Source organism: Enterobacter sp. 296B2, assembly GCF_034106185.1.
Classification (GTDB): Bacteria; Pseudomonadota; Gammaproteobacteria; order Enterobacterales; family Enterobacteriaceae; genus Enterobacter; species Enterobacter cloacae_N.
The window spans coordinates 28115-51429 of record NZ_JAWNCA010000026.1; the positions used below are offsets into that span (position 1 = coordinate 28115).

The window sequence follows — 23315 nt, forward strand, 5'->3', positions numbered from 1 at the left end:
CGAAGCCGCCATCCGGCAAAAAACTACCCTACCAACTCCTCTTTCACCTGCATCGCCAAATCAAACGAGTGCAAGCGCGCCTGGTGATCGAAAATCTGGCCGTTAACCATAATTTCATCCGCCTGCGTTTCACGCAGCACCGCTTCCAGCCCGTGACGCACTTTTGCCTTATCGCCCACCAGCGACATGCTCAGCGCCTGCTGCACGCCGTACTGCTCGGAGGCGGACCACAGCTGATGCATATTCTCCACCGGCGGCGGAAGCTGGCCCGTCTCACCGCGACGCAGCTTCACAAACGCCTGTTGCATTGAGGTAAACAGGAATTCCGCGTCGCGGTTGCTGTCGGCGGCAATGATGTTGATGCACACCATCGCGTACGGTTTCTCAAGACGCTCGGACGGTTTGAAGTTCGTGCGGTAGAGATGCAGCGCCTGATGCAGCATATCCGGCGCGAAGTGGGAGGCGAACGCAAACGGCAGCCCCAGCTGTGCGGCGAGCTGTGCACTGTAGAGGCTTGAGCCTAACAGCCACACCGGGATCTTCTCGCCGTAGCCCGGTACCGGGCGCACGTGTGGGTTCGGGTCGCGTGCGTCGAACCAGTCCACCAGCTCGGCCACGTCGCGCGGGAAGTTGTCGATATCGCCGCTCATATGGCGGCGCAGGGCGCGCATGGTCGGCTGGTCGCTGCCCGGCGCACGACCAAGACCCAAATCAATACGCCCCGGATAGAGGGTATTCAGGGTGCCAAACTGCTCGGCAATCACCAGCGGGGCGTGGTTCGGCAGCATTACGCCACCGGAGCCCAGGTGCAGGGTGGTGGTATTTGCTGCCAGATAGCCAATCAGTACAGAGGTAGCGGCGCTGGCGATGCCCACCATATTGTGGTGCTCGGCCAGCCAGTAGCGGTGATAGCCACGCTTTTCGGCGAGCTGAGCCAGATCGAGAGAGTGCGAAAAGGCTTCTCGCGCGGAGGAGCCCTGAGGGATCGGCGCCAGATCCAGCACCGAAAACGGAATGGTTTTGTCAGTCATAACAGCTCACTTTGTCGACGGTCAATCTTTAATACTGCATTAAAAAATGATAACCGTTGTTAACAAAGTGAGCCTTTTTTAGGCCTGAAGTTCCAGCCCGGCCAGACGTTTCCAGTAACCGTTGCAGTCGCTGTTTGCCGTCAGCGGCAGCGGCGACGCGCCGTTTTCGTTGGCGCGGAAGGCGTCCAGCATCGCGAACACGCTGGTATCCAGCGGCGACAGGCGCACCATGTCCACCAGCCCGTCCATCGACGCCAGTTCGTTGCCGAGGTTATAGACATAGCCGCTCATGGTCTGAATGCCGTTCAGAACAAATACCTGCTGATTTTCCTGCGACAGCATGCTGCGCCCGTTCGGATATTTAATACAGCAGGTTTCACATTCGTCTTTCGGGCGGTCTTCCGAGCGCGCGGTAAAGCAGCGAGCGGAGTAGGCCAGCGGCAGATGGCCGTAGCTCAGCACTTCCACTTCAAACTGATGGCGAATGCCCAGCTCGTCGCACTGGTTCAGCAGGTTTGCCAGCCAGTCGCGGGAGAGCTCCACCGGCATACACCAGCGTATCATTCCTTGTTTGAGCAGCAGGCGCAGGGTGACGGCGTTATAGCAGTTCAGCGCATGGCCCGCGACAAAGGGCAGCCTGCGTTCGGCGCACATGTTCACCACGCCCAGATCGCTCGCTTCCAGCAGAAACTCGCCGTTTTCGACGTAGCGCTTCAGCTCTCCCAGTTCGGACGAGGCCTGCACCAGCGCGAGCGTTGAAAGCACCACCTGTTTGCCGCTCCCGGCCAGGCTTTTCGCCATATCCAGCCAGTCGCCCACTTTGGTGGCGCGGCGTTTGCTGCACACCGCCTCACCGAGGTAAATCACATCGGCGCTGCTGGTGGCAGCCTGTTGGTAAAAATCTTCCAGCGTCTCTTTTGGCCAGTAGTAGAGCACCGGCCCTAATGAATATTTCATGGTTATCTCACTGCCATTTACGGTGATACGCGCCAAGCGTGGTTTGCGTGCCTTCGGACATCGATCCGAGCGTCTCCATCCACGCCGCTTGCGGGGCATAGTTCTGCGGGTCCGCCATGCAGCGGTCAATGGCCTGACGCCACACTTTCGCCACCTGGCTCACGTAGGCCGGGCTGCGCTGGCGACCTTCAATTTTCACCGAGGCAATATTGGCGGCCAGCAGCTCCGGCAGCAGCTCCAGCGTGTTAAGGCTGGTGGGCTCTTCCAGCGCGTGGTAGCGCTCGCCGTCGACCAGGTAGCGGCCTTTGCAAAGCGTCGGGTAGCCCGCGTTTTCACCGTCCTGATAGCGGTCGATCAGCACTTCATTCAGACGAGACTCCAGTCCCTGAGGGGTCTGCTGCCAGCGAACGAAGCGGGCAGGGGAGCAGGCCCCGACGGTATTCGGCGATTCACCGGTTAAGTAAGAAGAAAGATAGCAACGGCCTTCTGCCATGATGCACAGGCTACCAAAGGCAAATACTTCCAGCGGCACTGGCGTGACGCGAGCGAGTTGCTTAACCTGATGAATAGAGAGCACGCGCGGCAGCACCACGCGGGCTACGTCAAAGTTTTGATGGTAAAAACGCACCGCCTCTTCGTTTGTGGCAGATGCCTGAACAGAGACGTGGCGCTCAATATGCGGATAGCGTTCTGCCGCATACTCAAGCATGGCGAGGTCGGCCAGGATTAACGCATCGGCACCCAGCTGTGCTGCCATATCCACCGCGCGTTGCCAGCGGGCGTAACCGTCAGGATGGGCAAACGTATTGATAGCAATATGCAGCTTTCGGCGGTGCTGATGAACGAAGTTAACGGCTTCCTGAAGCTTTTTCTCCGTAAAGTTGAGGCCAGCAAAATGGCGGGCGTTGGTGTCATCTTTCAGCCCGATATAGACCGCATCGGCCCCATTTTCGATGGCCGCCTTAAGCGCCGGAAGGTTTCCGGCAGGGCAGAGCAGCTCCATAAATTATCCTGATGTAGTCGATAGCAAAATTGTTAACGAGCTGGGATTTTAATTAACCCATACGCGACAATTTTTGATTTAAGGCAGCTAATGGCGTATTGATGGCACCAATAATGAGGTACGTCGGACGACAGTTTGTTGATTTACGCCGCTATGTTGCGCTTCGGATATGGCAAAATAGCGGGACTATAGCTATCAGGGAGTAAAGCTCGTGCTGGATAAACTGCGTTCACGTCTCGTACAATTCGGTCCATCAATGCTGAGCGTGCCGGTCAGGCTGGCGCCGTTCGCGCTTAAACGCCAGGTGCTGGAGCAGGTCCTGAGCTGGCAGTTCCGTCAGGCGCTGCAGGACGGTGAACTGGAGTTTCTGGAAGGCCGCTGGTTAAGCATTGAGGTTCGTGACATCGGGCTGCGCTGGTTTACTTCGGTTGAGAACGACCAGCTGATCGTTCGTGAGTCCGCCGAGGCGGATGTGAGCTTTAGCGCCAACGCCAGCGACCTGCTGATGATTGCCGCGCGCAAGCAGGATCCGGATACGCTCTTCTTCCAGCGCCGTCTGGTGATTGAGGGCGACACGGAGCTTGGCCTGTACGTTAAGAATTTAATGGATGCCATTGAGCTGGAGCAGATGCCGAAAGCGCTGCGCGTGATGTTGATGCAAATGGCAGATTTCGTTGAGGCGGGGCTGAAATCCCCGCCGGACAGTAAACACACTTCAGTAGGTGAGCCATGCTGATTCGAGTCGAAATTGGGATTGATGCACCGGGTATCGATGCGTTATTACGCCGCGCTTTTGAGAGCGATGCGGAAGCCCAACTGGTCCACGATCTCCGTGAAGACGGCCTGATCACGCTGGGGCTGGTTGCCACCGATGACGAAGGTCAGGTTGTCGGCTATGTGGCCTTCAGCCCGGTGATCGTTCAGGGTGAAGATCTTCAGTGGGTGGGCATGGCACCGCTGGCGGTAGATGAAAACTACCGCGGGCAGGGCCTGGCGCGCCAGCTGGTCTATGAAGGGCTGGACTCGCTTAATGAGTTTGGCTATGCCGCCGTGGTCACGCTGGGCGATCCGGCATTCTATGGCCGTTTAGGCTTCGAGCAGGCCGCGCATTACGATCTGCGCTGCCGCTGGCCGGGTACCGAATCCGCCTTCCAGGTGCATCGCCTGGCGGATGATGCCCTGAACGGCGTAAATGGTCTGGTGGACTACCACGACCATTTCAATCGCTTTTAATCAGGCTCTCGCGTAGCGCCTCAAAGGAGCCGTCTCCGGTTACGAGGCGCTCTTTCTGGCGCTTCGTCAGCTGCTTAATGCGGTACTCCAGCCTGAGCGCCAGCGATCTGTCCCCCACGGCGGCGGAAAAAGCCAGCTGCAGTTCGCCTTTCCCCCGCAGCGCTTTTGCCCCTTTTCCCGTTTGATGTTGTAAAAAACGCCGCGCCACATCGGTGGTGATCCCGGTGTAGAGTGCGTTATCAGCGGTTCGGACAAGATAGAGAAACCAGCACACGGTAAACAGATTCAGTATGTTAAGGTGAACGCACCATAGCATGAGAGAGAACGAAAATGGAAACACTGGCCGCCATTAACCGCTGGCTGGCGAAGCAGCATGTTGTCACCTGGTGCGTCTACAACGAGGGTGAGATGTGGTGCGCCAACGCGTTTTACTACTACGATCCGGAGCGCGTCGCTTTTTACGTCATGAGCGAAGACAAAACGCGTCATGCGCAGATGACCGGTCAGCAGGCAAAAGTCGCGGGCACGGTAAATGGCCAGCCGAAAACGGTCGCGCTGATCCGTGGGGTACAGTTTAAAGGGGAAATCCGTCGCCTGGACGGAGAAGAGAGCGACGCGCGCCGTAAGCACTACACGCGCCGCTTCCCGGTTGCCGCTGCGCTAAAAGCCCCGGTGTGGGAAATCCGCCTCGATGAGCTGAAATTTACCGACAACACCCTGGGCTTTGGCAAGAAGCTGCACTGGTTACGCGCCGAGCAGGCGTAGCGCTTCGCGGTTAAACGCCGGAAGATCGTCCGGGGTCCGGCTGGTGATCAGCTGGTCGTTGTCATTGACCACCTCCTGATCGTAAAACTCGGCCCCTGCATTTTTCAGATCGATAACGATCGGTTTCACGGCGGTAAGCTTACGCCCGCGAACAACCTCCGCGCTGATGAGCAGCTGCGGGCCGTGACAGATGGCAAAGACCGGTTTGCCGGTAGAGACAAAGTCCCGGGTAAAAGTCACGAAGCGCTCGTCCCCGCGCAGGGAATCCGGTGAATGGCCGCCTGGCAGCAGCAGGGCGTCGAAATCTGACGGGCTAACGTTATCGATGGATTCATTGATGGTCACGGTCGCTTCGCCCTTATGGCCTTTCACCGTTTTGCCTGCCTCTTTCTCAATGGTGATAACCTCGTGTCCCGCCTTGCGGAACGCCTCTGCAGGAGAGGTGAATTCTGAATCTTCAAACTCGTCGGTAATCAAGACTGCGATTTTCTTGCCCATGCTTCCTCCGTTGTTTTGGCTTCAGACTGATTTTTCTCCGCTTGTGGTAAATACTTACCTGTAACAGACTTCTAAGTGTGGTCGACCACGCTGAGTTCGCAAACGGACAATTCTGTAAAGGGGATAAGATGAGTCAGGTACTGATTACAGGCGCAACCGGGCTGGTGGGCGGGCATCTGCTGCGGCTGCTGATCCAGGACCGCCATATTAACTACATCGCCGCACCGACGCGTCGCCCGCTGTTGGACATCTCCGGCGTCTTTAACCCGCATGACCCCCAGCTCACCGACGCGCTGGCGCAGGTGCAGGACCCGATAGATATCGCCTTTTGCTGCCTGGGCACGACGCGGCGTGAGGCGGGCAGTAAAGAAGCCTTTGTTCATGCGGACTACACGCTGGTGGTGGACACAGCCATGACGGCGAAAAAGCTGGGGGCAAAACATTTCCTGGTGGTCAGCTCGCACGGCGCCAGCACCGGCTCGCCGTTTTTTTACAATCAGGTGAAGGGCAAAATGGAAGAGGCGCTGATTGCCCAGAAGTGGGAGCGTCTGACAATCGTGCGGCCTTCGATGCTGATGGGGCACCGCGACGAACGGCGTTTTAACGAATCCTTTTTCGCCCCGCTGTTTCGCATCCTGCCGGGTAACTGGAAGTCCATTGAGGCGCGGGACGTCGCGCAGGCGATGCTGAAAGAGGCGCTGGCACCGTCGCAGGAGGGCGTCAATATCATCCCTTCGGCAAAACTGCGTGAAATCGCGCAGGGCGAGGCGTAAACTTCTCCGGCTTATTAAATAACACTCTCCGGGGAATGGTATGACTGGTCAGTCTTCATCTCAGGCGGCAACACCTGTCCAATGGTGGAAGCCCGCACTCTTCTTTCTCGTGGTCATCATTGGCCTCTGGTATGTGAAATGGCAGCCGTACTACGGCAAAGCCTTCACCGCTGCCGAAACGCACAGCATCGGTAAATCTATTCTCGTTCAGGCTGATGCCAGCCCGCTGAAGGCGGCGTGGGATTACGCCATGGTCTACTTCCTCGCGGTGTGGAAAGCTGCCGTCTTAGGGGTGATCCTGGGATCGCTGATTCAGGTGCTTATCCCGCGTAACTGGCTGGTGAAAACTCTCGGTCAACCGCGCTTTCAGGGCACGCTGCTGGGCACGATTTTCTCCCTGCCGGGCATGATGTGCTCCTGCTGTGCCGCACCAGTTGCGGCGGGTATGCGCCGCCAGCGCGTATCCATGGGCGGTGCGCTGGCGTTCTGGATGGGGAACCCGCTTCTCAATCCGGCGACGCTGGTGTTTATGGGCTTTGTGCTCGGCTGGCATTTTGCCGCTATCCGTCTGGTTGCCGGGCTGCTGACGGTGCTGGTGGTGGCGACGCTGGTGCAAAAGCTGGTGAAGGATACTGCCGTCGAACCCGCAGCCGTTGGGCTGGACGTCAGCGAACCGCAGGGCGGTTTCTTTACTCGCTGGGGTAAGGCGCTGTGGCAGCTTTTCTGGAGCACCATTCCGGTCTATATCCTGGCGGTCCTGGTTCTGGGCGCCGCGCGCGTCTGGCTCTTCCCGCATGCGGATGGCGTGATCGACAACACGCTGATGTGGGTGATTGCAATGGCCGTTGCAGGCTGCCTGTTTGTGATCCCCACGGCGGCGGAGATCCCGATTGTCCAGACCATGATGCTGGCCGGTATGGGTACCGCACCGGCGCTGGCGCTGCTTATCACCTTGCCGGCAATCAGCCTGCCGTCGCTCATCATGCTGCGTAAGTCTTTCCCGGCGAAAGCGCTGTGGCTGACGGCGGGGCTGGTGGCGCTGAGCGGGGTGATTGTCGGGGGTATTGCGTTGATGTAAAAAAAAGCCCGGTGGCGCTCGCGCTCACCGGGCCTTCAGTCAGGTGTGGATTACTTAATGTAGGTAAACGCGGTGGTGACGTGCTTCACGCCGCTCACCCGGCTGGCGATATCCGCCGCCGCTTTCCCTTCACGGTCGGTCACCAGACCCAGCAGGAACACTTCACCATTTTCGGTCGTTACCTTCACATTTGAGGATTTCACCTGGTCTGAGCCCAGCAGCTGGGAGCGGACTTTGGTGGTGATCCATGTGTCAGACGACGCGGTCCCAAGGCTGATTGGCTGACCCTGGCGGATTTCGTTGAAGACTTCCGTGGTGCCCTCAACGCCCATTGCGATCTGCTTCGCGCGGCTGGAGAGCTCGGTATTCGGTGCCTGGCCCGTCAGCAGGACTTTGCCCTGATAAGCCGTCACGTTGATACGCGCTTCTTTCTTGATTTGTTCGTCTTTCGACAGCGCGCTGTTGACCCGCAGCTCCAGCGTACCGTCATCCACCTGTGTGCCCACAGAGCGCGGATCGGTCGCCGCTTTGGTGCCCACTGCAGCGGTACCCACAACGGCCGCAGCAATACATCCCTGAAGCAGTAATGCAGACATAAGGACTGCGAGGGTCGATAAAGCCTTCATAAAAACTCCTTAATCATCCTGGTGAGGGAAAAGCGTGTTATCGATCAAATCGCATAAGCAGTTCACCGTGAGCATATGCATCTCCTGAATACGTGCGCTACGGTGAGACGGAATGCGGATTTCCACATCCTGCGGCCCGAGCAGACCCGCCAGCTCACCGCCGTCGTAGCCGGTTAAGGCGACGATGGTCATGTCGCGGGTAACGGCGGCTTCAACGGCTTTGACGATGTCCCGGCTGTTGCCGCGCGTGGAGATGGCCAGCAACACATCGCCGGCGTGCCCCAGGGCGCGCACCTGCTTCGCGTAAATTTCGTCATGCAGACGATCGTTAGCAATCGCTGTTAAGACCACATTATCGGTATTAAGTGCAATGGCAGGTAAACTGGGGCGTTCTGTTTCAAAGCGATTGATCATGCTGGCAGCAAAATGCTGTGCGTTGGCGGCTGAGGTTCCGTTGCCACAACAGAGGATTTTGTTGCCGTTAAGCAGGGATTGCACCAGCGTCATTGCAGCGCGAGAGATCGCGTCCGGAAGGGCTTCCGCCGCGGCAATCTGAGTCTGGATGCTTTCTGTGAAGCACACTTTAATTCTTTCGAGCACGTTATCCCTTTTAAATCTTAATTATGCGTCTTCGCCAAAAGCGTTTTTAAGCCATTCGATCTCATTTCCGGTGAAGGCTATCACATCGAAACGGCAATCCACAGTATCAAAGCTCCCATTATGGCGGGCAAGCCACAAGTGGGCAGTCTGTAATAATTTATGTTGTTTGGCGAGCGTCACGCTGGCGGCAGCACCGCCAAAACGGGAAGACTGTCGAAAGCGGACTTCTACAAACACAATCACCTGACCGTCTTTCATGATCAGATCAATTTCGCCGCCGCGCCCGCGGACGTTAGCGGCGATAAAGCGCAGTCCTTTGCCTTCAAGCCAGCGACGCGCTTTTAACTCCCACGCATCGCCAGTCTCTTTACGGCTTAACTGGCCGGGACGATTTGCCCCTGCTGGTATTTGAGCCATGATAACTTCCTGTTAATCACGCAGTCCTGCGTCGCGGTCAGATCGCCGGTGTTGCCGTTAAGCTCAAAGCCCGGCACCTGACGCATCTGGGTGAAGTGGTTCGCCAGCGCCCATGCATCGACGCCCATCGCATACAGACGCGCCAGAGAGTAGTCGTTACGTACGGAGCTTAGCGCCTGCTGCATCAGCGCCGGGTTGCTGCCCGCCAGCATTGGAATTTCACTGTACTGCAGGCCGTCCATTTCCAGACGAAAATCCGGGCCCGCAGTACCTTGCGCGCTGCGGGAGCTGGCGTAGAGCGTTGCACCGCTCTGGCTGCCGTTACGCATCGCAATCATCGGTTTGATAAAGGCGATCTCCTGCGGCGTGGCAACGATATAGGCTGCATCCACTTTACCGCCACCGCTAATCTGCGCGTCGGTAGGTGGGGCAGGGATGGTCAGCCCGCCAATGGTCACGCTCTGCTGCTGAGGCAGGCTGGCGGAAACCGGGCTGCCGTTAAGCGCAATACCCGCCCCGCCGTTGACGCCCGCACGCAGTTCAGAAACGGAACCGAATTTCTGCTGCAGCACGATGCCGCCGCCCAGCTTCTGCCACTCGTCGGCAAAGGCATTAGCCACGCGATCGCCCAGCGTACTACGGGGGATCAGCAGCAGCGGAGCCTGTTTACCCTGCTCGTGGATATGACGCGCCGCATCGCGGGCTTCATCTTCCGGAGAAAGCGCGAAGTAGCAAATATTGGCCCGGTTCTGAACCTGTTCCGGCTGGTTGAGCGCCAGCACGTTCAGCGTGGTGTTGCTCTTCATCAGCTCTTCCACGTTATTTTTCAGCAGCGGGCCGACAACGATGCTCGCCCCGTCCTGCTGAACCTGCGCCAGCACCTGATCGAGCGGTTTCGAACTGGTGTCGTAGATTTTCAGCTCAGCGCCAGGGTTCGCGCTGGTGGTCGCCACGGCCTGCGGCTGAGCGGCAGGTTGGGATGCTGGTTGTACAGGCTGCTGTTGAGGCTGTTCTGCTGTTGCCTCAGGTGCAGGCGTCGCTTGTGTCTCAGCCGGAGGCTGTGCCGCAGGTGCTGCTGTAGCTGGTGGGGTAGTCGGTGCGGTAACCGGGTTTTGCATTGTGCCCTGCGCCGGCGTTTGCGCCGTGGTCAGGTCACTGGTCTCTGCGGCGGAGGGGCTGACAACGTCGTTTACGTTGGCCGCCTGGGCCGCCTGTACCGGTACCGCACTGCCCGTCACCGGCGAGGTGCCGTTTTTCGCCGCTTCAAAGCCCTGTTGAATCGTACGGCCAAACACGGCCGCCTGGCCATTTAGCGGCAGAAGCAGCGCGATTTTGCTGGTCGATGCTGGCTTAAAGTTCTGCACGTTTACCAGCTGGGTTGGCAGCATTTTCGCCCCCGGGTTCTGCGGATAACGGGTCTGCCAGTCGGTAATACCGGCTTTCAGCATTTTTGGATCGCTGCGGTTGTTAAACCACATCTGCTGCAGATCCAGCCAGCCCTGCAGCACGTTTTCGTCCGCGTTGATGACCAGCGCCTTTGCCTGATCCTGGGTCATCGAGGCAAGTGCCTGCCAGGTGGCATCAATGTTTTTCTGCTTGTCGGCCCCGGCGAGCAGCGGCTCCTGGGCAATCAAGGCGCGCAGCAGGGTCAGGGAAGGACGCCCCTGTTCTGCGGTGATGCCCGCCTGCCAGAAGCGCGCCTGCTGGTTTTTATCCAGCGCGCTCAGGTCGATGCTCCCCAGGATCTTTTTCGCGCTCTCATAGTCTTTCTGCGCGACCTTCAGCTCGGCAGAGAGCAGGCTCTGCTCAAGACGCTGGGTATCGTTAAGCTCTTTCGGCAGTTGGCCGAACAGCTCGGCAGCCTGCTGGGTTTTGCCCTCTTTCAGCAGTGCACGAATGGCGAGTAATTGCCAGTTGATCCTGGTATCATTTGTACTCTGCGACATTTGTTGCAGATAAAAGCCAGAATCAGCCTGAGCGGAGCCCTGAAGATGGGCGGTGCTCTGGTCAGGTGCCTGGGTGCCACAGCCTGCAAATATCAGTGCTGCGAGCAGAAGCGGCACGCTGCGCGTGGCTTTTTTTCGAAGAAACGTTAACGGTACCATACTGTATCCAGTGATTTTTTTTACGCAATGCTCAATATTAAATCGGCAATACGGACGAAACAATGAAACAACACGAAACGGCAGATAATTCTCAAGGCCAGCTTTATATTGTACCTACTCCTATCGGGAATTTGTCTGATATTACCCAACGTGCCCTCACTGTATTGCAAACTGTTGATTTAATTGCGGCTGAAGACACCCGACACACCGGCCTGCTGCTGCAACATTTCGCGATTAACGCCCGATTGTTTGCTCTGCACGATCACAATGAGCAACAAAAAGCCGAAACGCTGGTGGCGAAGCTGAAAGAGGGGCAGAACATTGCGCTGGTCTCCGATGCCGGTACGCCGCTGATTAACGATCCTGGCTATCATCTGGTGCGTACCTGCCGTGAAGCCGGTATTCGCGTTGTGCCACTGCCGGGGCCGTGCGCCGCCATTGCTGCTTTGAGCGCGGCGGGTCTGCCGTCCGATCGCTTCTGCTATGAAGGTTTCCTGCCCGCCAAATCCAAAGGCCGCCGCGATGTGTTAAAGGAACTGGAGGCCGAGCCGCGTACCCTGATTTTCTACGAATCCACTCACCGTCTGCTGGAAAGCCTGGAAGATATGGTCACCGTCTGGGGCGAGAGTCGCTACGTGGTGCTAGCGCGCGAGCTGACCAAAACCTGGGAAACCATTCACGGTGCGCCGGTGGGTGAACTGCTGGCGTGGGTGAAGGAAGACGATAACCGCCGCAAGGGCGAAATGGTGCTGATTGTCGAAGGGCATAAGGCGGAAGAGGATGCCTTGCCAGCCGACGCGCTGCGCACGCTGGCGCTGCTGCAGGCGGAACTGCCGCTGAAGAAAGCGGCGGCATTAGCGGCGGAGATCCACGGCGTGAAGAAAAATGCGCTGTATAAGCATGCGCTGGAGCAGCAGGGGGAGTGATCCATACTCCGCCTTTTTTGCCGGGCGGCGCTGCGCTTGCCCGGCCTACAAAATTTAGAGTGTCGGAATAAATGTCGTAATAAATGTCGGAAAAGAAAATTGCGCAGGTCATCCGCCGATCTGCGTCTTTCGCTAAACCGTAATGATCTCGGTGCCCGTTTTACCCAACAGTTCTTTTTCGTGCTTTCCGATCCCATCATCCGTTATCACACAGTCGATTTTTTCCATCGGCAACACCTGGTTGAACCCGCGGCGGTTGAACTTGCTGGCGTCCAGCACGGCAATCACCTTATGCGCTGCGGCAGCCATCACGCTGCTAATCGAATAGCCTTCATTGAACGTTGTAATGCCGTTGGTGGCATCAATACCGTCCGCGCCGACAAACATCAGATCCGCGCTTATCCCGGTCAGAGAGCGCTCGGCGATGGTGCCATGCATAGAGTGGGTTTTATGGCGCACGGTACCGCCACAGACCACGAGCGTAATATCTTTATTTTCCGAGAGGGCAAACGCGGCAGGCAGGCTGTTGGTGATGACGGTGATGTTGGCTTTTTTGGTGAGTGCTTCGGCGATGAGCATGGTGGTGCTACCGCTATCGAGAATGATCGTCATCCCTTCTTCAATCATGGATGCTGCAGCCTGTGCGATCCGCTTTTTCGGGTCGCTCGCCAGCTGATAACGATCCTCCAGTACCACTTCCTGATTTTCGCTTTCCGCCAGGCTGCTGCCGGGTCTTGCTGCGCCACCGTGAAAACGCGTGACCAATCCTTTTTCTTCCAGCAGGCGGAGATCTGTTCGAATCGTTACTTCTGAAATGCCAAACATATTTGACAGATCCAGCACCATGACACTGCCCTGAGCGTTGACGAGGTCAACGATTTTATTGCGTCGCTCAAATGAGTTCATATTGAATTGCCTGATAATTAACTGCCTCTATTCTAATCGAAGGGATGCGAAAGGTGTATGACAATATTCGAAAGCAAATGTGAGCCAGCTCAGGTTGCTGGCTCGAAGCACTACGCGAAGCGCAGCATGATTTTGCCCTGCATAGGCGCACCGTTTAGTCCTTGCACGGCCTGAGCAAAGCTGTCGCTATCGCCGGTATGAGCAATAAGGGGCTTTAGCTGCAGTTTTTTCTCTGTGAGCAGGCGGGCTGCGGTTTCCCATTCTTCACCCGGCCACGGGGCCGAATAATTCATCCAACTTCCCAGAAGCGTCAACTCCTTACGCAGTATCTTCCCAAATGTCGCCGCAGGTAAGTTCAGGTCGTGATGCAGCGTACCCACCAGAGCGACCTGGGCGCGCGGCCCGGCGATATCAATGGCGAGCGTGACGGTTTGCGGTGTGCCAGCAGTCTCCAGAACCAACTGATCAAACGGGTTGTCGCTCAAGGCGTTGAGGATGTCGTCTGCGCCCAGAGCTCGGCTATTAAACACCTGAGTTGCCCCCAGCGCTGTTGCCTGCGCGAGCTTATCGTCGTTGATATCGATCGCGCTTACGCTGTTGGCGCCCAATGCCAGCGCACACTGCATCGCCAGCAGGCCAATCGTCCCTGCGCCGACAATTATGACGTTCTTACCCTCGCAGCCGGAAGCGAGATGAAACGCGTGTAGCCCTACGGTTATGGGTTCAATAAAAGCGCCATCCTCAATTGCCATCTCTGCTGGTAGGCGGAACAGGTTTGCGCGCTTCACCACGATATATTCCGCGTTGCCGCCTTCGCTACGAGATCCGACAAACTGATACTGCTTGCAGAGCGAGTAATAGCCTTTTTCACATGCCGGACAGGAAAAGCAGGGCAGTAATGGCACGCAGGCAACCGGATCGCCTGCTTTGAGATCGTGCACTTCGGTACCACAGGCTTCGACATAACCGCTAAATTCATGTCCCAGGGTGATGGGATAATAATGCGCCCCTCCGGCAAAAATTCGCGGGATATCGGAGCCACATAATCCTGAGCAGGCAATGCGCACCTGCACATCATCCGCAGCCTGAATCTGAGGGATTGGACGTTCTTCAACACGCACGTTGCCCTCAGCGTGAATTACCACTGATTTCATATTCACTCCAGAAAAAGAGGGGGAGCTTGGCTCCCCGGATATCAAGACATCGTCTGGCTTTGCGGGCTAGCGACGTTCTTTTCTGCCGCGTTAAATACGCGGGCGCGTCGCCAGGTGAGCAGGACGCCGGTGAAGTAAATCGCGCCAATCACGATGAACCCCACCACGTTTTGCCAGGTGAACAATTGGATGAGCAGCCAGGTGACGGGTGAACCGCCTTGGTCCATGGAGGCCACCAGTCCGCCTGCTTTCAACGCGCCAGCATTTTGCGCAAGCTGGGTATGCAGGCCGATGGTCTGGGTCGCAATCCACAGCGTAATGCCCATGATGATGACGCCAGAGATAAGCGTGCGGAACAAGTTGCCCTGATGCACCGCGACCGCCATCGCCACAAAGAAGCCGATGGTGGCAAGGTCACCGAACGGCAGCACCTGGTTGCCCGGCACCAGAACCGCAATCAAAATGGTTAGTGGGATGAAAATCAGGCTGGCGGAGACGACGGACGTATGGCCCAGCAGCAGCGCCGGATCGAGACCGATCAAGAACTCCTGCCCACCAAACTTCGCCTGCAGACGTTTACGGGCATGTTTAGCAATCGGCGTCAGGCCATCCATGATGGGTTTGATGACGCGCGGCATCAGCAGCATCACGGCGGCGGTTTTAACGGCCAGCTGGAGAACCGATTTAGCGTCGTAGCCAGCCAGCAGGCCAATAGCCAGTCCCATCACAAACCCAACCGTGACCGGTTCGCCAAACGGGCCAAAACGTTTTTGCACGTCGTCTGCGCTAAAATGAATACGCTTCACGCCTGGGATTTTGTCGATAATCGTATCGACCAGAACGGCGATCGGGCCAAGGTAAGCTGACGAGCCGTGAGGGATGGCGATCCCTTCCAGACCGAAAAAGTCCCGGGTGTCCTTAGCAAACCAGTCTCCAAGCTTGTAAACAAAGGCTGCGTGCACCACAACGCCCAGGATCCCCAGCCAGTAAGAGCCGGTTGCCAGGTGCAGCATCGCACCGGTGAAGGTCATGTGCCAGATGTTCCAGATATCGACGTTTACTACCCGGGTCATCCGCGTCACCAGCATGACAACGTTAACGCCAATGGCAACAGGGATAGCAATAAGTGCAATCTGTGATGCCCAGGTCATTGGGGATGAACCCGGCCAGCCGACGTCCACCACGTGCAGGTTAATCTGGAACTGCTCAGCCATCGCTTTGGCCGCCGGGCCGATGGAGTCAAGCATCAGGCCGATAACCAGCCCGATCCCGACGAAGCCGATGCCAATATGCAGGCCGGATTTAAAGCAATCGCCCAGCTTCATCCCCAGAAGCTTCGAGAAGATAATGATGACTATGGGCAGCATGACGGTGGGACCGAGGTCGAGAATATACCGCATGATTTCGGTAAACATGATCTTACCCCTCGAGGATGGTCAGAATTTTTTGCTGCAGGGCTTCGATGCCGACGCCGGATACAAACGGCATGCCGTGCACCACCGGGATGTCGCCAAAGGCTCTGTCAACTTTCGCCGTGGTACAAATTAGATCTGCGCCGTCCATATAGGTTTCGATTTCAGTCACCCGGCACTGGACCAGATCCAGTTCAATGTGGTGGGCTTCACACAGCTCTTTGATCTCTTCTGCTGCCATGGTTGAGGTGGCGACAGCACCGCCGCAAGCAACAATAACTTTGCGTTTCATAGGGTACTCCTTTTTATTATCAGTATGTTATGAAGCCTGGGCACAGGCGACAGGCTCAAGGATCGTCTCCCGGAAACGATCGGCCAGGCGCTCTGCGGGCACCGCCAGCAGCATGTCCAGCGTGTCCGGGTTTTGTAGCTCACTGAAAAGGCGGCGCAGCAATTTCATTTGCGCCGCAGGGTTTTCAACGATTAACGCGATGATGAGTGAGACGGCGACCTCGCCATCATCGTCAGCCTGCTGAAAATGCACCGGTTTGTCCGGGCGAATCAGGTAAATCGCGGGGCGTTTCGCATGTATGGCTTCGCAGTGCGGAATAGCGACCGCATGGCGTTCAAGAGCAATGCCGGTGGGGTAGTTCATCTCCCTTTCCATAAGGGCGGCAGGGTAGGTGGCGTGTACAACACCGTTAGCCAGCATCTCCTCGCCAATATGCGCCAGCGCCTGCTGGCAGGTTTCAAACTCAATTCCGGTACGGACAAAAACGTGACTCATACATTCTCCGGCATCAGACGGGTTCAGGGGTGCAGCCAAATCGATAGGCGCGTAATACATCCTGTATTTTGTCGATGATGAGATTTTGCGGTGTTGCGGCGATCTCATTCATCGACAATCGTTCGAACTGGACGGGCATAAACTGGCTGATCAGCCCCAGAGGCAAGGAGGTTGCGTTCAGATTAGCAATTAACTTCTCAACGCTCTGGCGAATGCGCGGGTGCGGCCAGTAGTAGCGAATGCGATCGGACAGGCTAAAGTGAATATCCACCATTGCCTGGCTCCAGGTGGGGCGGTAATACTTCTTCCAGTAATCCGGCTCGTTCAGCATGACTTCGTCGATCACGTCAAGCACATGGCTGCGTTGCTCAGGGGCGATGAGGGCCTTCTCCATTTGCGCGAGGGCAAAAATGGCTTCTCGCAGGGCAAAGGTAAGCGCCGGACCGACTTTCAGGATCGCGAAGTGATCGCGAACCAAAGCGCGATAGGCCTGACGAGTCTGGTAGTCGGTGGAGTGCGCCTCATAGACCATGGGGGTCTGGCGGATCCAGCCGGAAAGCGCCTCTGCCGCGTGCGGCTGGTAGTGAATAATTTGCGTATGGTCGAACTCCACGCCGGGTTGCACGACTATCGCAATCACGCGCGTCATCGCCTCGTCCAGACCGAGCGCGGCAAAGGCCTCACGATGCGTTTCCAGCGTCTGCGCGGCATCTTCCACACGGGTAACATGCACGCTGCTAATACTGCTGGCCTCACCGCCTGGAACGGGAACCTCAGTACCAATCACGTAGGTCAGCGCCGCTTTTTGTTCTTCAGTGGCCGTCTCTTCTGCCGCTTTACACAGTCGGGCAGCACGCTGTGCCACCACCCCTGGCGGGAGTGGAACAGGATCGTCGGCGCAGGACATGGAGGCGTCCAGGTGGATCTTGCTAAACCCTGCCGCGACATAGGCTTTGATCAATGCGATGGATTTCTCCATCGCCGCGTCTGCCGGTTCGTTTTGCCAACAGTTTGGCCCCAGATGATCGCCACCCAGGATCAAACGTTCATGCGGAAAGCCCACCTCTTTAGCAATCTTCAGAACGAAATTACGGAAATCAGCGGGTTTCATACCGGTGTACCCGCCGAACTGGTTCACCTGATTTGAGGTGGCCTCAATCAGTACCTTGTTGTCGGTATGCAGATCGAACCGCAGTGCGGCTTCGATAACCAGCGGGTGCGCTGAACAGACAGAACAAATACCGAGATGCTCTCCCGCCTTATGGCGGGCAATAATATCTTTCACATTTCCTCCGGGTCAGGACTTTAGAGTTTTCCTTCACAACCACAATCGTTAATGACTTTGCGCACCACCTCTTTCATGGCACGTTTGGCGGGCACCATGTAATGTCGCGGGTCACTGGTTTCGGGATGTGAAGCGAGATAGGTTTTCAGCGCATTCGAGAAGGCGATTTTGAGTTCTGTGGCAACGTTGACCTTGCAGATACCGAGGCGAATGGCCTGACGGATATCGGCCGTAGATAAACCTGAAGCGCCGTGCAGCACCAGCGGGATATCGACCTGATTGCGGATCTCTGCCAGACGTTCAAAATCAAGTTTCGGCGTGGCAGTGTAGAGGCCGTGCGCGGTACCGATGGCGACGGCCAATGAGTCGATACCCGTTAATTCAACAAATTCGCGTGCCTGTTGCGGGTTGGTGTAAAGCGCGTCTTTGCTGTCGACGACCAGGTCATCCTCCTGACCGCCAAGACGGCCAAGTTCAGCCTCCACGCTAACGTCGTAGCGGTGGCAGTAGTCTGTCACTCTCTTCACCAGCGCCACGTTTTCAGTGAACGGATGATGAGAGCCGTCGATCATTGCAGAGCGGACCCCTCTCTGTACTTTCTGCGCGATATCGTCGAAATCTTCGTGATGATCGAGGTGGATCGCCAGTGGCTGGTTATACGTTTTGGCCAGATCGCTGGCGATGGCGACCACGTTCCCGGTTCCGGCATAGCTAAACGTACCTGGCGTACCCGCGACGATCAGAGGGGAGCGCATCTCAGAGGCCGTTTCAACGACCACCTGCAGCGTTTCGAGATTATGAATATTGAATGCCGGTACGGCGTACCCTTCGCGCTGTGCTTTTAACAGCATCGCTTTCGACGAGATGATGAACATCTTTCCTCCGAAACCTTTCGTTTTGTTTATGCGAAAGAGAGTATAGGGTTTCGGAATGTTATTTTGTGATTGGTATCTTAAAAATGAAAGAATCGAAACGAAAGATAAGAATGCGAAAGAAATGAAAGAAAAAAAAAGCATGGCCGAAGCCATGCTAAGCGAGGTTTACAGCAAACTCACGTCACTGGCGCCGGGTTAAACACCGCCAGCTGATTATGCAGCCCCCACTGGTCCGAGAACGTTTTCTTCCGCCCGCTTGCCACGTCCAGAATAAAGTGGAACAGTTTCCAGCCCACGTCTTCAATACTCTCTTCCCCGGTGGCAATGGTGCCCGCATTGATGTCCATTAAGTCATACCAGCGGTTTGCCAGCTCGGTGCGGGTCGCCATCTTGATCACCGGGACCGCCATCAGGCCGTACGGCGTACCGCGCCCGGTGGTAAAGACCTGTACCGTAATGCCGGACGCCACCTGCTGGGTGCCGCAAACAAAATCGCTGGCAGGCGTAGCCGCATAGATCAGACCGCGCCTGGTTGGCCGCTGGCCCGGAGAGAGCACTTCCACAATCGCGCTCTGGCCGGATTTAGCTATCGAACCGAGGGCTTTTTCCACCACGTTTGCCAGACCGCCTTTCTTGTTGCCCGGAGAGGGGTTGGCGCTGCGGTCCGTTTTGCCCATATCGAGATAGCTATCGTACCAGGCCATCTCCTCGAGCAGGCGTTTCCCCACCTCTTCATTAACGGCGCGCGGCGTAAGGAGATGAATGGCGTCACGCACTTCGGTGACTTCGGAGAACATCACCGTGGCGCCGCAGCGCACCAGCAGATCGGACGCATAGCCCACCGCCGGGTTAGCCGTCACGCCAGAGAAGGCATCGCTGCCGCCGCACTGAGTGCCCACCACCAGTTCCGATGCCGGGCACGTTTCGCGCTGGCGGCGGTTGAGTTTGTCCAGATGACGCTCCGCCACCTGAAGAATATCGTCGACCATCGAACGGAAGCCAACGTGGCGTTCGTCCTGCAGGCGCACGATGCTGGCCTCGTCAGCCGGGATGGCTTTGACATCTTCGGTGCCCTGCAGCAGGCGCTCTGGCTGCAATTTTTCACACCCGAGACCAATCACCATCACCTCGCCGCCAAAGTTCGGGTTAAGGGCGATATTGTGAATGGTACGGATCGGCACGACCGCCGCTGGCGCGTTGATCGCCACACCGCAGCCGTACAGGTGGTTAAGACCCACCACGCCGTCGACGTTCGGGTACTTCGGCAGCAGATCGCGCTCAATGATTTTCACTACGTAATCCACCACGCCCGCCACGCAGTGCACGCTGGTGGTAATGCCGAGCAGGTTTTTGGTTCCCACGCTGCCGTCCGCGTTGCGGTATCCTTCGAAGGTATAGCCCTCCAGCGGAGGAAGCGGTTCAGGAACGCGGGTAGACAGCGGCAAGGTATTCAGAGGCGGTGCTTTGGGCAGTTCAACCAGCGACTCCTCAATCCAGCTACCCTGCGGGATAGCGCGTACCGCATAGCCTATGACTTCACCGTAACGGACGATTGCACCGTGGGCAGGAATATCGACCAGCGCGACCTTGTGTCCCTGCGGAATGTGCTCAATCAGCTCAAGCCCGTCCGGGAAGCGGGTGCCTGCTTTTAAGCCATTGTCGTTGACAATAATCGCCACGTTATCCGTATCGTGAACCTTAATATAAAACGCCGTCGGCGATGCCTCTCTAATTGCAATATCGGCCATTATTCACTTTTCTCCGGTAAAGTTTCAGCTATGAAATATAGCTCCTGGATAATCGTTTTCTTATCGAAGAAATAAAGCATGTCAGGACGGGAAAAGTGAAAATGTGATCGCGATCGTTTCAGGCGGACTAATCCTTGATTCTGTGCATTAGCGCCCACTGCTTTGTGCGTATGCTCAAAATAGCGTTGAGATGCGGCGTGATACTTGAGCATTAAGACAATGTGATGTCACACAGAGCCGATTATACTGAATGACGATTTTATTGCGCCAACATTCAGTCAGAGAAATAAATATAAAAAGAATCTGTTTCGAAATGAATAATACGGGCTAAAACTGCGGAATTAAAAAGGTATATGAGATGAATAACGATATCTTCCCGAATACGTTTAAAGCGGCTCTTGCGGCGCACCAGATTCAGATTGGCTGCTGGTCCGCGCTGGCAAACCCCATCAGCACCGAAGTGCTGGGCCTGGCCGGGTTCGACTGGCTGGTGCTGGACGGCGAACATGCGCCGAACGATATCAGCACCTTTATTCCGCAGCTGATGGCGCTGAAAGGCAGCCCCAGCGCCCCGGTAGTGCGTGTGCCAACTAACGATCCGGTGATTATCAAGCGCCTGCTGGATATCGGTTTCTACAATTTCCTGATCCCGTTTGTGGAAACGGAAGAACAGGCGGCGCTGGCCGTGGCCTCAACGCGCTATCCGCCGGAAGGGATCCGCGGCGTTTCCGTTTCGCACCGCGCCAACATGTTTGGCACCGTTAAGGACTACTTCGCTCAGTCCAATAACAACATCACCATTCTGGTTCAGATCGAGAGCCAGCAGGGCGTTGATAACCTCGACGCGATTGCAGCCACAAACGGCGTGGACGGTATCTTTGTCGGCCCAAGCGATCTGGCTGCCGCCTTTGGTCATCTGGGTAACGCCAGCCATCCTGACGTGCAGCGCGCAATCCAGCACATCTTTGCCCGCGCCAAAGCGCACGGTAAACCGTGCGGCATTCTGGCGCCGGTTGAGGCAGATGCCCGTCGCTACCTGGAGTGGGGGGCCACCTTTGTTGCCGTCGGCAGCGACCTCGGCGTGTTCCGCTCAGCGACGCAGAAATTAGCGGACGCTTTTAAAAAATAACCATCATTGAGGAAACAGATTATGACGCTGAAAGTGGGTTTTATTGGTCTTGGGATCATGGGTAAACCAATGAGTAAGAACCTCATCAAAGCGGGTTACTCACTGGTGGTATCCGATCATAATTCGCAGTCTGTGGCGGAGGTGATGGCGGCGGGTGCGGAAACGGCCACCACCGCTAAAGCCATTGCCGAGCAGTGCGATGTCATCATCACCATGCTGCCAAACTCCCCGCACGTCAAAGAGGTTGCGCTGGGGGAGAACGGCATCATCGAGGGGGCGAAGCCCGGCCTGGTGCTGATTGATATGAGCTCTATCGCCCCGCTTGCCAGCCGTGAAATCAGCGAGGCGTTAAAAGCGAAGGGCGTCGACATGCTGGATGCGCCCGTCAGCGGCGGCGAGCCGAAAGCCATCGACGGCACCCTTTCGGTGATGGTGGGCGGCGATAAAGCCGTGTTCGACAAATACTATGACCTGATGAAAGCGATGGCGGGATCCGTGGTGCATACCGGAGATATTGGTGCGGGCAACGTCACCAAGCTGGCGAATCAGGTGATTGTGGCGCTGAACATTGCCGCCATGTCTGAAGCGCTGACGCTGGCAACCAAAGCGGGCGTCAATCCGGATCTGGTCTATCAGGCTATTCGCGGCGGCCTGGCGGGCAGTACCGTGCTGGATGCCAAAGCGCCGATGGTGATGGACCGTAACTTCAAGCCGGGATTCCGCATCGACCTGCACATTAAAGATCTGGCGAACGCCCTGGACACCTCTCACGGCGTGGGTGCGCAGCTGCCGCTGACCGCTGCGGTCATGGAGATGATGCAGGCGCTGCGTGCCGATGGCCTGGGCACGGCCGATCACAGCGCGATTGCGTGCTACTACGAAAAACTGGCGAAGGTGGAAGTGGCGCGTTAATAGCATCTTACCCGCACCTGAGGGTGACAGCGGCGCGCAAACCCACTATACTGCGCGCCGAAGCTGACCAGACAGTCGCCGCTTCGTCGTCGTCCCTTTCGGGGGAGACGGGCGGAGGGGAGGAAAGTCCGGGCTCCACAGGGCAGGGTGCCAGGTAACGCCTGGGGGGGAAACCCACGACCAGTGCAACAGAGAGCAAACCGCCGATGGCCCGCGCAAGCGGGATCAGGTAAGGGTGAAAGGGTGCGGTAAGAGCGCACCGCGCGGCTGGTAACAGTCCGTGGCACGGTAAACTCCACCCGGAGCAAGGCCAAATAGGGGTTCACATGGTACGGCCCGTACTGAACCCGGGTAGGCTGCTTGAGCCAGTGAGCGATTGCTGGCCTAGATGAATGACTGTCCACGACAGAACCCGGCTTATCGGTCAGCTTCAACTTCTCAGGAAACCCCGCTTCGGCGGGGTTTTTGCTTTCTGTGGTTGTAGGTCAGGGTAAGCGAAGCGGCAACCGGCACCGGGCAAACGACATCAATTCTCATATTTGCGACATTAAGCACATTTCACTGTTTTTATCCCTTCAATGTTTATCCTGAATCTGCAGGCGATCGCCATCACAAAATTTCACGCTGAAAAACAGTGAATTTACAGTATTGTCAATTTGTTATGATTGTTATCTGTATGATCCTGAATGTTTTCCTGGTTGATATGGATATATTGAAATCAAAAACATTCAGGCTGTGAATGTGTGACCTGTTCCACTCTTTATCAAAAGCTGGCCAAAAAGCCTCTGCAGAATTTGATAATTTGAAAGAATGTTTCAACTGAATAACGGTTATTTATTGGCCTTTAATTGCCTGAAAGATCGTCTTTATTGATTTTTTTAATGCAGGAAAATTTATCAAGGTTATTGCCATAAAATAAATTTATTACTCCTGTTTTTGTTGATCAATATCAGCGTAATGGTCTGCCTTAATGCGTTCATCTCATTGTTAGTAAAGTCTTTTTAGGGTTTTGATTATTCATGTGAATAGTGTGGAAAAGCAAATTGTGAGTAACAGCACATACCCCTTGAAACATTATTGAGTAGAATCCACCCC

The 23315-nt window shown here is 56.3% G+C and carries 25 protein-coding genes and 1 other RNA gene; 9 read left to right on the top strand and 17 right to left on the bottom strand.

What is annotated here, in order from left to right; genetic code table 11:
• Positions 1-23: 23 nt before the first annotated feature.
• From URZ40_RS17620 to URZ40_RS17630, 3 genes are all read right to left on the bottom strand, one after another.
• A complete protein-coding gene (locus tag URZ40_RS17620) occupies positions 24-1031 on the bottom strand; it encodes an LLM class flavin-dependent oxidoreductase (RefSeq protein WP_023307059.1) in 1008 nt (335 codons plus the stop codon).
• A gap of 78 nt (positions 1032-1109) precedes the next feature.
• Positions 1110-1988, bottom strand: a complete 879-nt coding sequence (locus URZ40_RS17625) for a U32 family peptidase (protein ID WP_316379864.1) — start codon at positions 1986-1988, stop codon at positions 1110-1112.
• A 7-nt stretch (positions 1989-1995) separates the two neighbouring features.
• Complete coding sequence (locus URZ40_RS17630; RefSeq protein ID WP_042715087.1) at positions 1996-2991, bottom strand: peptidase U32 family protein; 996 nt, start codon at positions 2989-2991, stop codon at positions 1996-1998.
• A 211-nt stretch (positions 2992-3202) separates the two neighbouring features.
• On the opposite strand from URZ40_RS17630, the gene URZ40_RS17635 reads away from it, so the two are divergent.
• Positions 3203-3727 (top strand): SCP2 domain-containing protein, encoded by a 525-nt coding sequence (locus URZ40_RS17635; RefSeq protein WP_028014541.1) that lies wholly within the window; start codon positions 3203-3205, stop codon positions 3725-3727.
• On the top strand, positions 3721-4224 hold the full coding sequence (locus tag URZ40_RS17640; protein WP_028014540.1) for a GNAT family N-acetyltransferase: 504 nt from the start codon (positions 3721-3723) through the stop codon (positions 4222-4224). Before URZ40_RS17635 ends, URZ40_RS17640 begins: the two co-directional genes overlap by 7 nt.
• Here URZ40_RS17640 and URZ40_RS17645 read toward each other — a convergent pair.
• Entirely contained in the window at positions 4211-4540 is a 330-nt protein-coding gene (locus URZ40_RS17645) for a GIY-YIG nuclease family protein (protein WP_045260079.1), read from the bottom strand. The genes URZ40_RS17640 and URZ40_RS17645 overlap by 14 nt on opposite strands.
• Positions 4541-4554: 14 nt before the next feature.
• Here URZ40_RS17645 and URZ40_RS17650 point away from each other — a divergent pair, with 14 nt between their 5' ends.
• Positions 4555-4989, top strand: a complete 435-nt coding sequence (locus URZ40_RS17650; protein WP_116342251.1) for a YhbP family protein — start codon at positions 4555-4557, stop codon at positions 4987-4989.
• Here the strand turns inward: URZ40_RS17650 and URZ40_RS17655 are convergent.
• Positions 4969-5487 (bottom strand): type 1 glutamine amidotransferase domain-containing protein, encoded by a 519-nt coding sequence (locus tag URZ40_RS17655; protein WP_316379867.1) that lies wholly within the window; start codon positions 5485-5487, stop codon positions 4969-4971. The two genes, URZ40_RS17650 and URZ40_RS17655, sit on opposite strands and share 21 nt — an antisense overlap.
• Positions 5488-5615: 128 nt before the next feature.
• Here URZ40_RS17655 and URZ40_RS17660 point away from each other — a divergent pair, with 128 nt between their 5' ends.
• Both URZ40_RS17660 and URZ40_RS17665 read left to right on the top strand, forming a co-directional pair.
• Complete coding sequence (locus URZ40_RS17660; RefSeq protein ID WP_320720944.1) at positions 5616-6260, top strand: NAD(P)H-binding protein; 645 nt, start codon at positions 5616-5618, stop codon at positions 6258-6260.
• Positions 6261-6300: 40 nt separating this feature from the next.
• Entirely contained in the window at positions 6301-7338 is a 1038-nt protein-coding gene (locus URZ40_RS17665) for a permease (RefSeq protein WP_316379869.1), read from the top strand.
• A gap of 50 nt (positions 7339-7388) precedes the next feature.
• Here the strand turns inward: URZ40_RS17665 and dolP are convergent, their stop codons facing one another.
• Genes dolP through URZ40_RS17685 form a run of 4 tightly spaced genes read right to left on the bottom strand, consistent with a single transcriptional unit; the run spans position 7389 to position 11086 of the window.
• The gene (gene dolP, locus URZ40_RS17670; protein WP_028014534.1) at positions 7389-7964 is read right to left on the bottom strand and encodes a division/outer membrane stress-associated lipid-binding lipoprotein; all 576 of its coding nucleotides are present in this window, start codon (positions 7962-7964) and stop codon (positions 7389-7391) included.
• Positions 7965-7973: 9 nt separating this feature from the next.
• Positions 7974-8564, bottom strand: a complete 591-nt coding sequence (diaA, locus tag URZ40_RS17675) for a DnaA initiator-associating protein DiaA (protein ID WP_003861754.1) — start codon at positions 8562-8564, stop codon at positions 7974-7976.
• Between the two features lie 21 nt (positions 8565-8585).
• Entirely contained in the window at positions 8586-8981 is a 396-nt protein-coding gene (locus URZ40_RS17680) for a YraN family protein (RefSeq protein ID WP_028014533.1), read from the bottom strand.
• On the bottom strand, positions 8939-11086 hold the full coding sequence (locus URZ40_RS17685) for a penicillin-binding protein activator (protein ID WP_163329741.1): 2148 nt from the start codon (positions 11084-11086) through the stop codon (positions 8939-8941). The genes URZ40_RS17680 and URZ40_RS17685 overlap by 43 nt, the downstream gene beginning before the upstream one ends.
• A gap of 62 nt (positions 11087-11148) precedes the next feature.
• Between URZ40_RS17685 and rsmI the strand changes: the two genes are divergently transcribed.
• Complete coding sequence (gene rsmI, locus URZ40_RS17690) at positions 11149-12012, top strand: 16S rRNA (cytidine(1402)-2'-O)-methyltransferase (RefSeq protein ID WP_316379871.1); 864 nt, start codon at positions 11149-11151, stop codon at positions 12010-12012.
• 132 nt (positions 12013-12144) lie between these two features.
• On the opposite strand, the gene URZ40_RS17695 is transcribed toward rsmI, so the two are convergent.
• The 8 genes from URZ40_RS17695 to garD all read right to left on the bottom strand — a co-directional run bounded on the left by URZ40_RS17695 (position 12145) and on the right by garD (position 20179).
• Entirely contained in the window at positions 12145-12918 is a 774-nt protein-coding gene (locus tag URZ40_RS17695; protein WP_163329740.1) for a DeoR/GlpR family DNA-binding transcription regulator, read from the bottom strand.
• A gap of 110 nt (positions 12919-13028) precedes the next feature.
• A complete protein-coding gene (gatD, locus tag URZ40_RS17700) occupies positions 13029-14072 on the bottom strand; it encodes a galactitol-1-phosphate 5-dehydrogenase (protein ID WP_163329739.1) in 1044 nt (347 codons plus the stop codon).
• Positions 14073-14113: 41 nt separating this feature from the next.
• Positions 14114-15487 carry a PTS galactitol transporter subunit IIC gene (locus URZ40_RS17705; protein ID WP_316379872.1) on the bottom strand — a complete coding sequence of 458 codons (1374 nt, stop codon included), beginning with the start codon at positions 15485-15487 and terminating at the stop codon, positions 14114-14116.
• 4 nt (positions 15488-15491) lie between these two features.
• Positions 15492-15776: a PTS galactitol transporter subunit IIB gene (gene gatB, locus URZ40_RS17710; RefSeq protein ID WP_021242240.1), complete on the bottom strand. Its 285-nt coding sequence runs from the start codon at positions 15774-15776 to the stop codon at positions 15492-15494.
• A gap of 27 nt (positions 15777-15803) precedes the next feature.
• Entirely contained in the window at positions 15804-16271 is a 468-nt protein-coding gene (gene gatA / locus URZ40_RS17715) for a PTS galactitol transporter subunit IIA (protein WP_116342229.1), read from the bottom strand.
• Positions 16272-16284: 13 nt separating this feature from the next.
• Positions 16285-17556, bottom strand: coding sequence for a tagatose-bisphosphate aldolase subunit GatZ (gene gatZ, locus URZ40_RS17720; protein ID WP_116342226.1), 1272 nt, complete (start codon positions 17554-17556; stop codon positions 16285-16287).
• 20 nt (positions 17557-17576) lie between these two features.
• Positions 17577-18431 carry a tagatose bisphosphate family class II aldolase gene (locus URZ40_RS17725; RefSeq protein WP_116342223.1) on the bottom strand — a complete coding sequence of 285 codons (855 nt, stop codon included), beginning with the start codon at positions 18429-18431 and terminating at the stop codon, positions 17577-17579.
• A 176-nt stretch (positions 18432-18607) separates the two neighbouring features.
• The gene (gene garD / locus URZ40_RS17730; protein WP_316379873.1) at positions 18608-20179 is read right to left on the bottom strand and encodes a galactarate dehydratase; all 1572 of its coding nucleotides are present in this window, start codon (positions 20177-20179) and stop codon (positions 18608-18610) included.
• Positions 20180-20537: 358 nt separating this feature from the next.
• Here garD and garL point away from each other — a divergent pair, with 358 nt between their 5' ends.
• The 3 genes from garL (at position 20538) to rnpB (ending at position 22656) form a co-directional block, all read left to right on the top strand.
• Positions 20538-21308 (top strand): 2-dehydro-3-deoxyglucarate aldolase, encoded by a 771-nt coding sequence (garL, locus tag URZ40_RS17735; protein ID WP_116342217.1) that lies wholly within the window; start codon positions 20538-20540, stop codon positions 21306-21308.
• A 21-nt stretch (positions 21309-21329) separates the two neighbouring features.
• Positions 21330-22220: a 2-hydroxy-3-oxopropionate reductase gene (garR, locus tag URZ40_RS17740; RefSeq protein ID WP_116342215.1), complete on the top strand. Its 891-nt coding sequence runs from the start codon at positions 21330-21332 to the stop codon at positions 22218-22220.
• Between the two features lie 59 nt (positions 22221-22279).
• Positions 22280-22656: RNase P RNA component class A (gene rnpB / locus URZ40_RS17745), an RNA gene on the top strand.
• Positions 22657-23315: the final 659 nt, after the last annotated feature.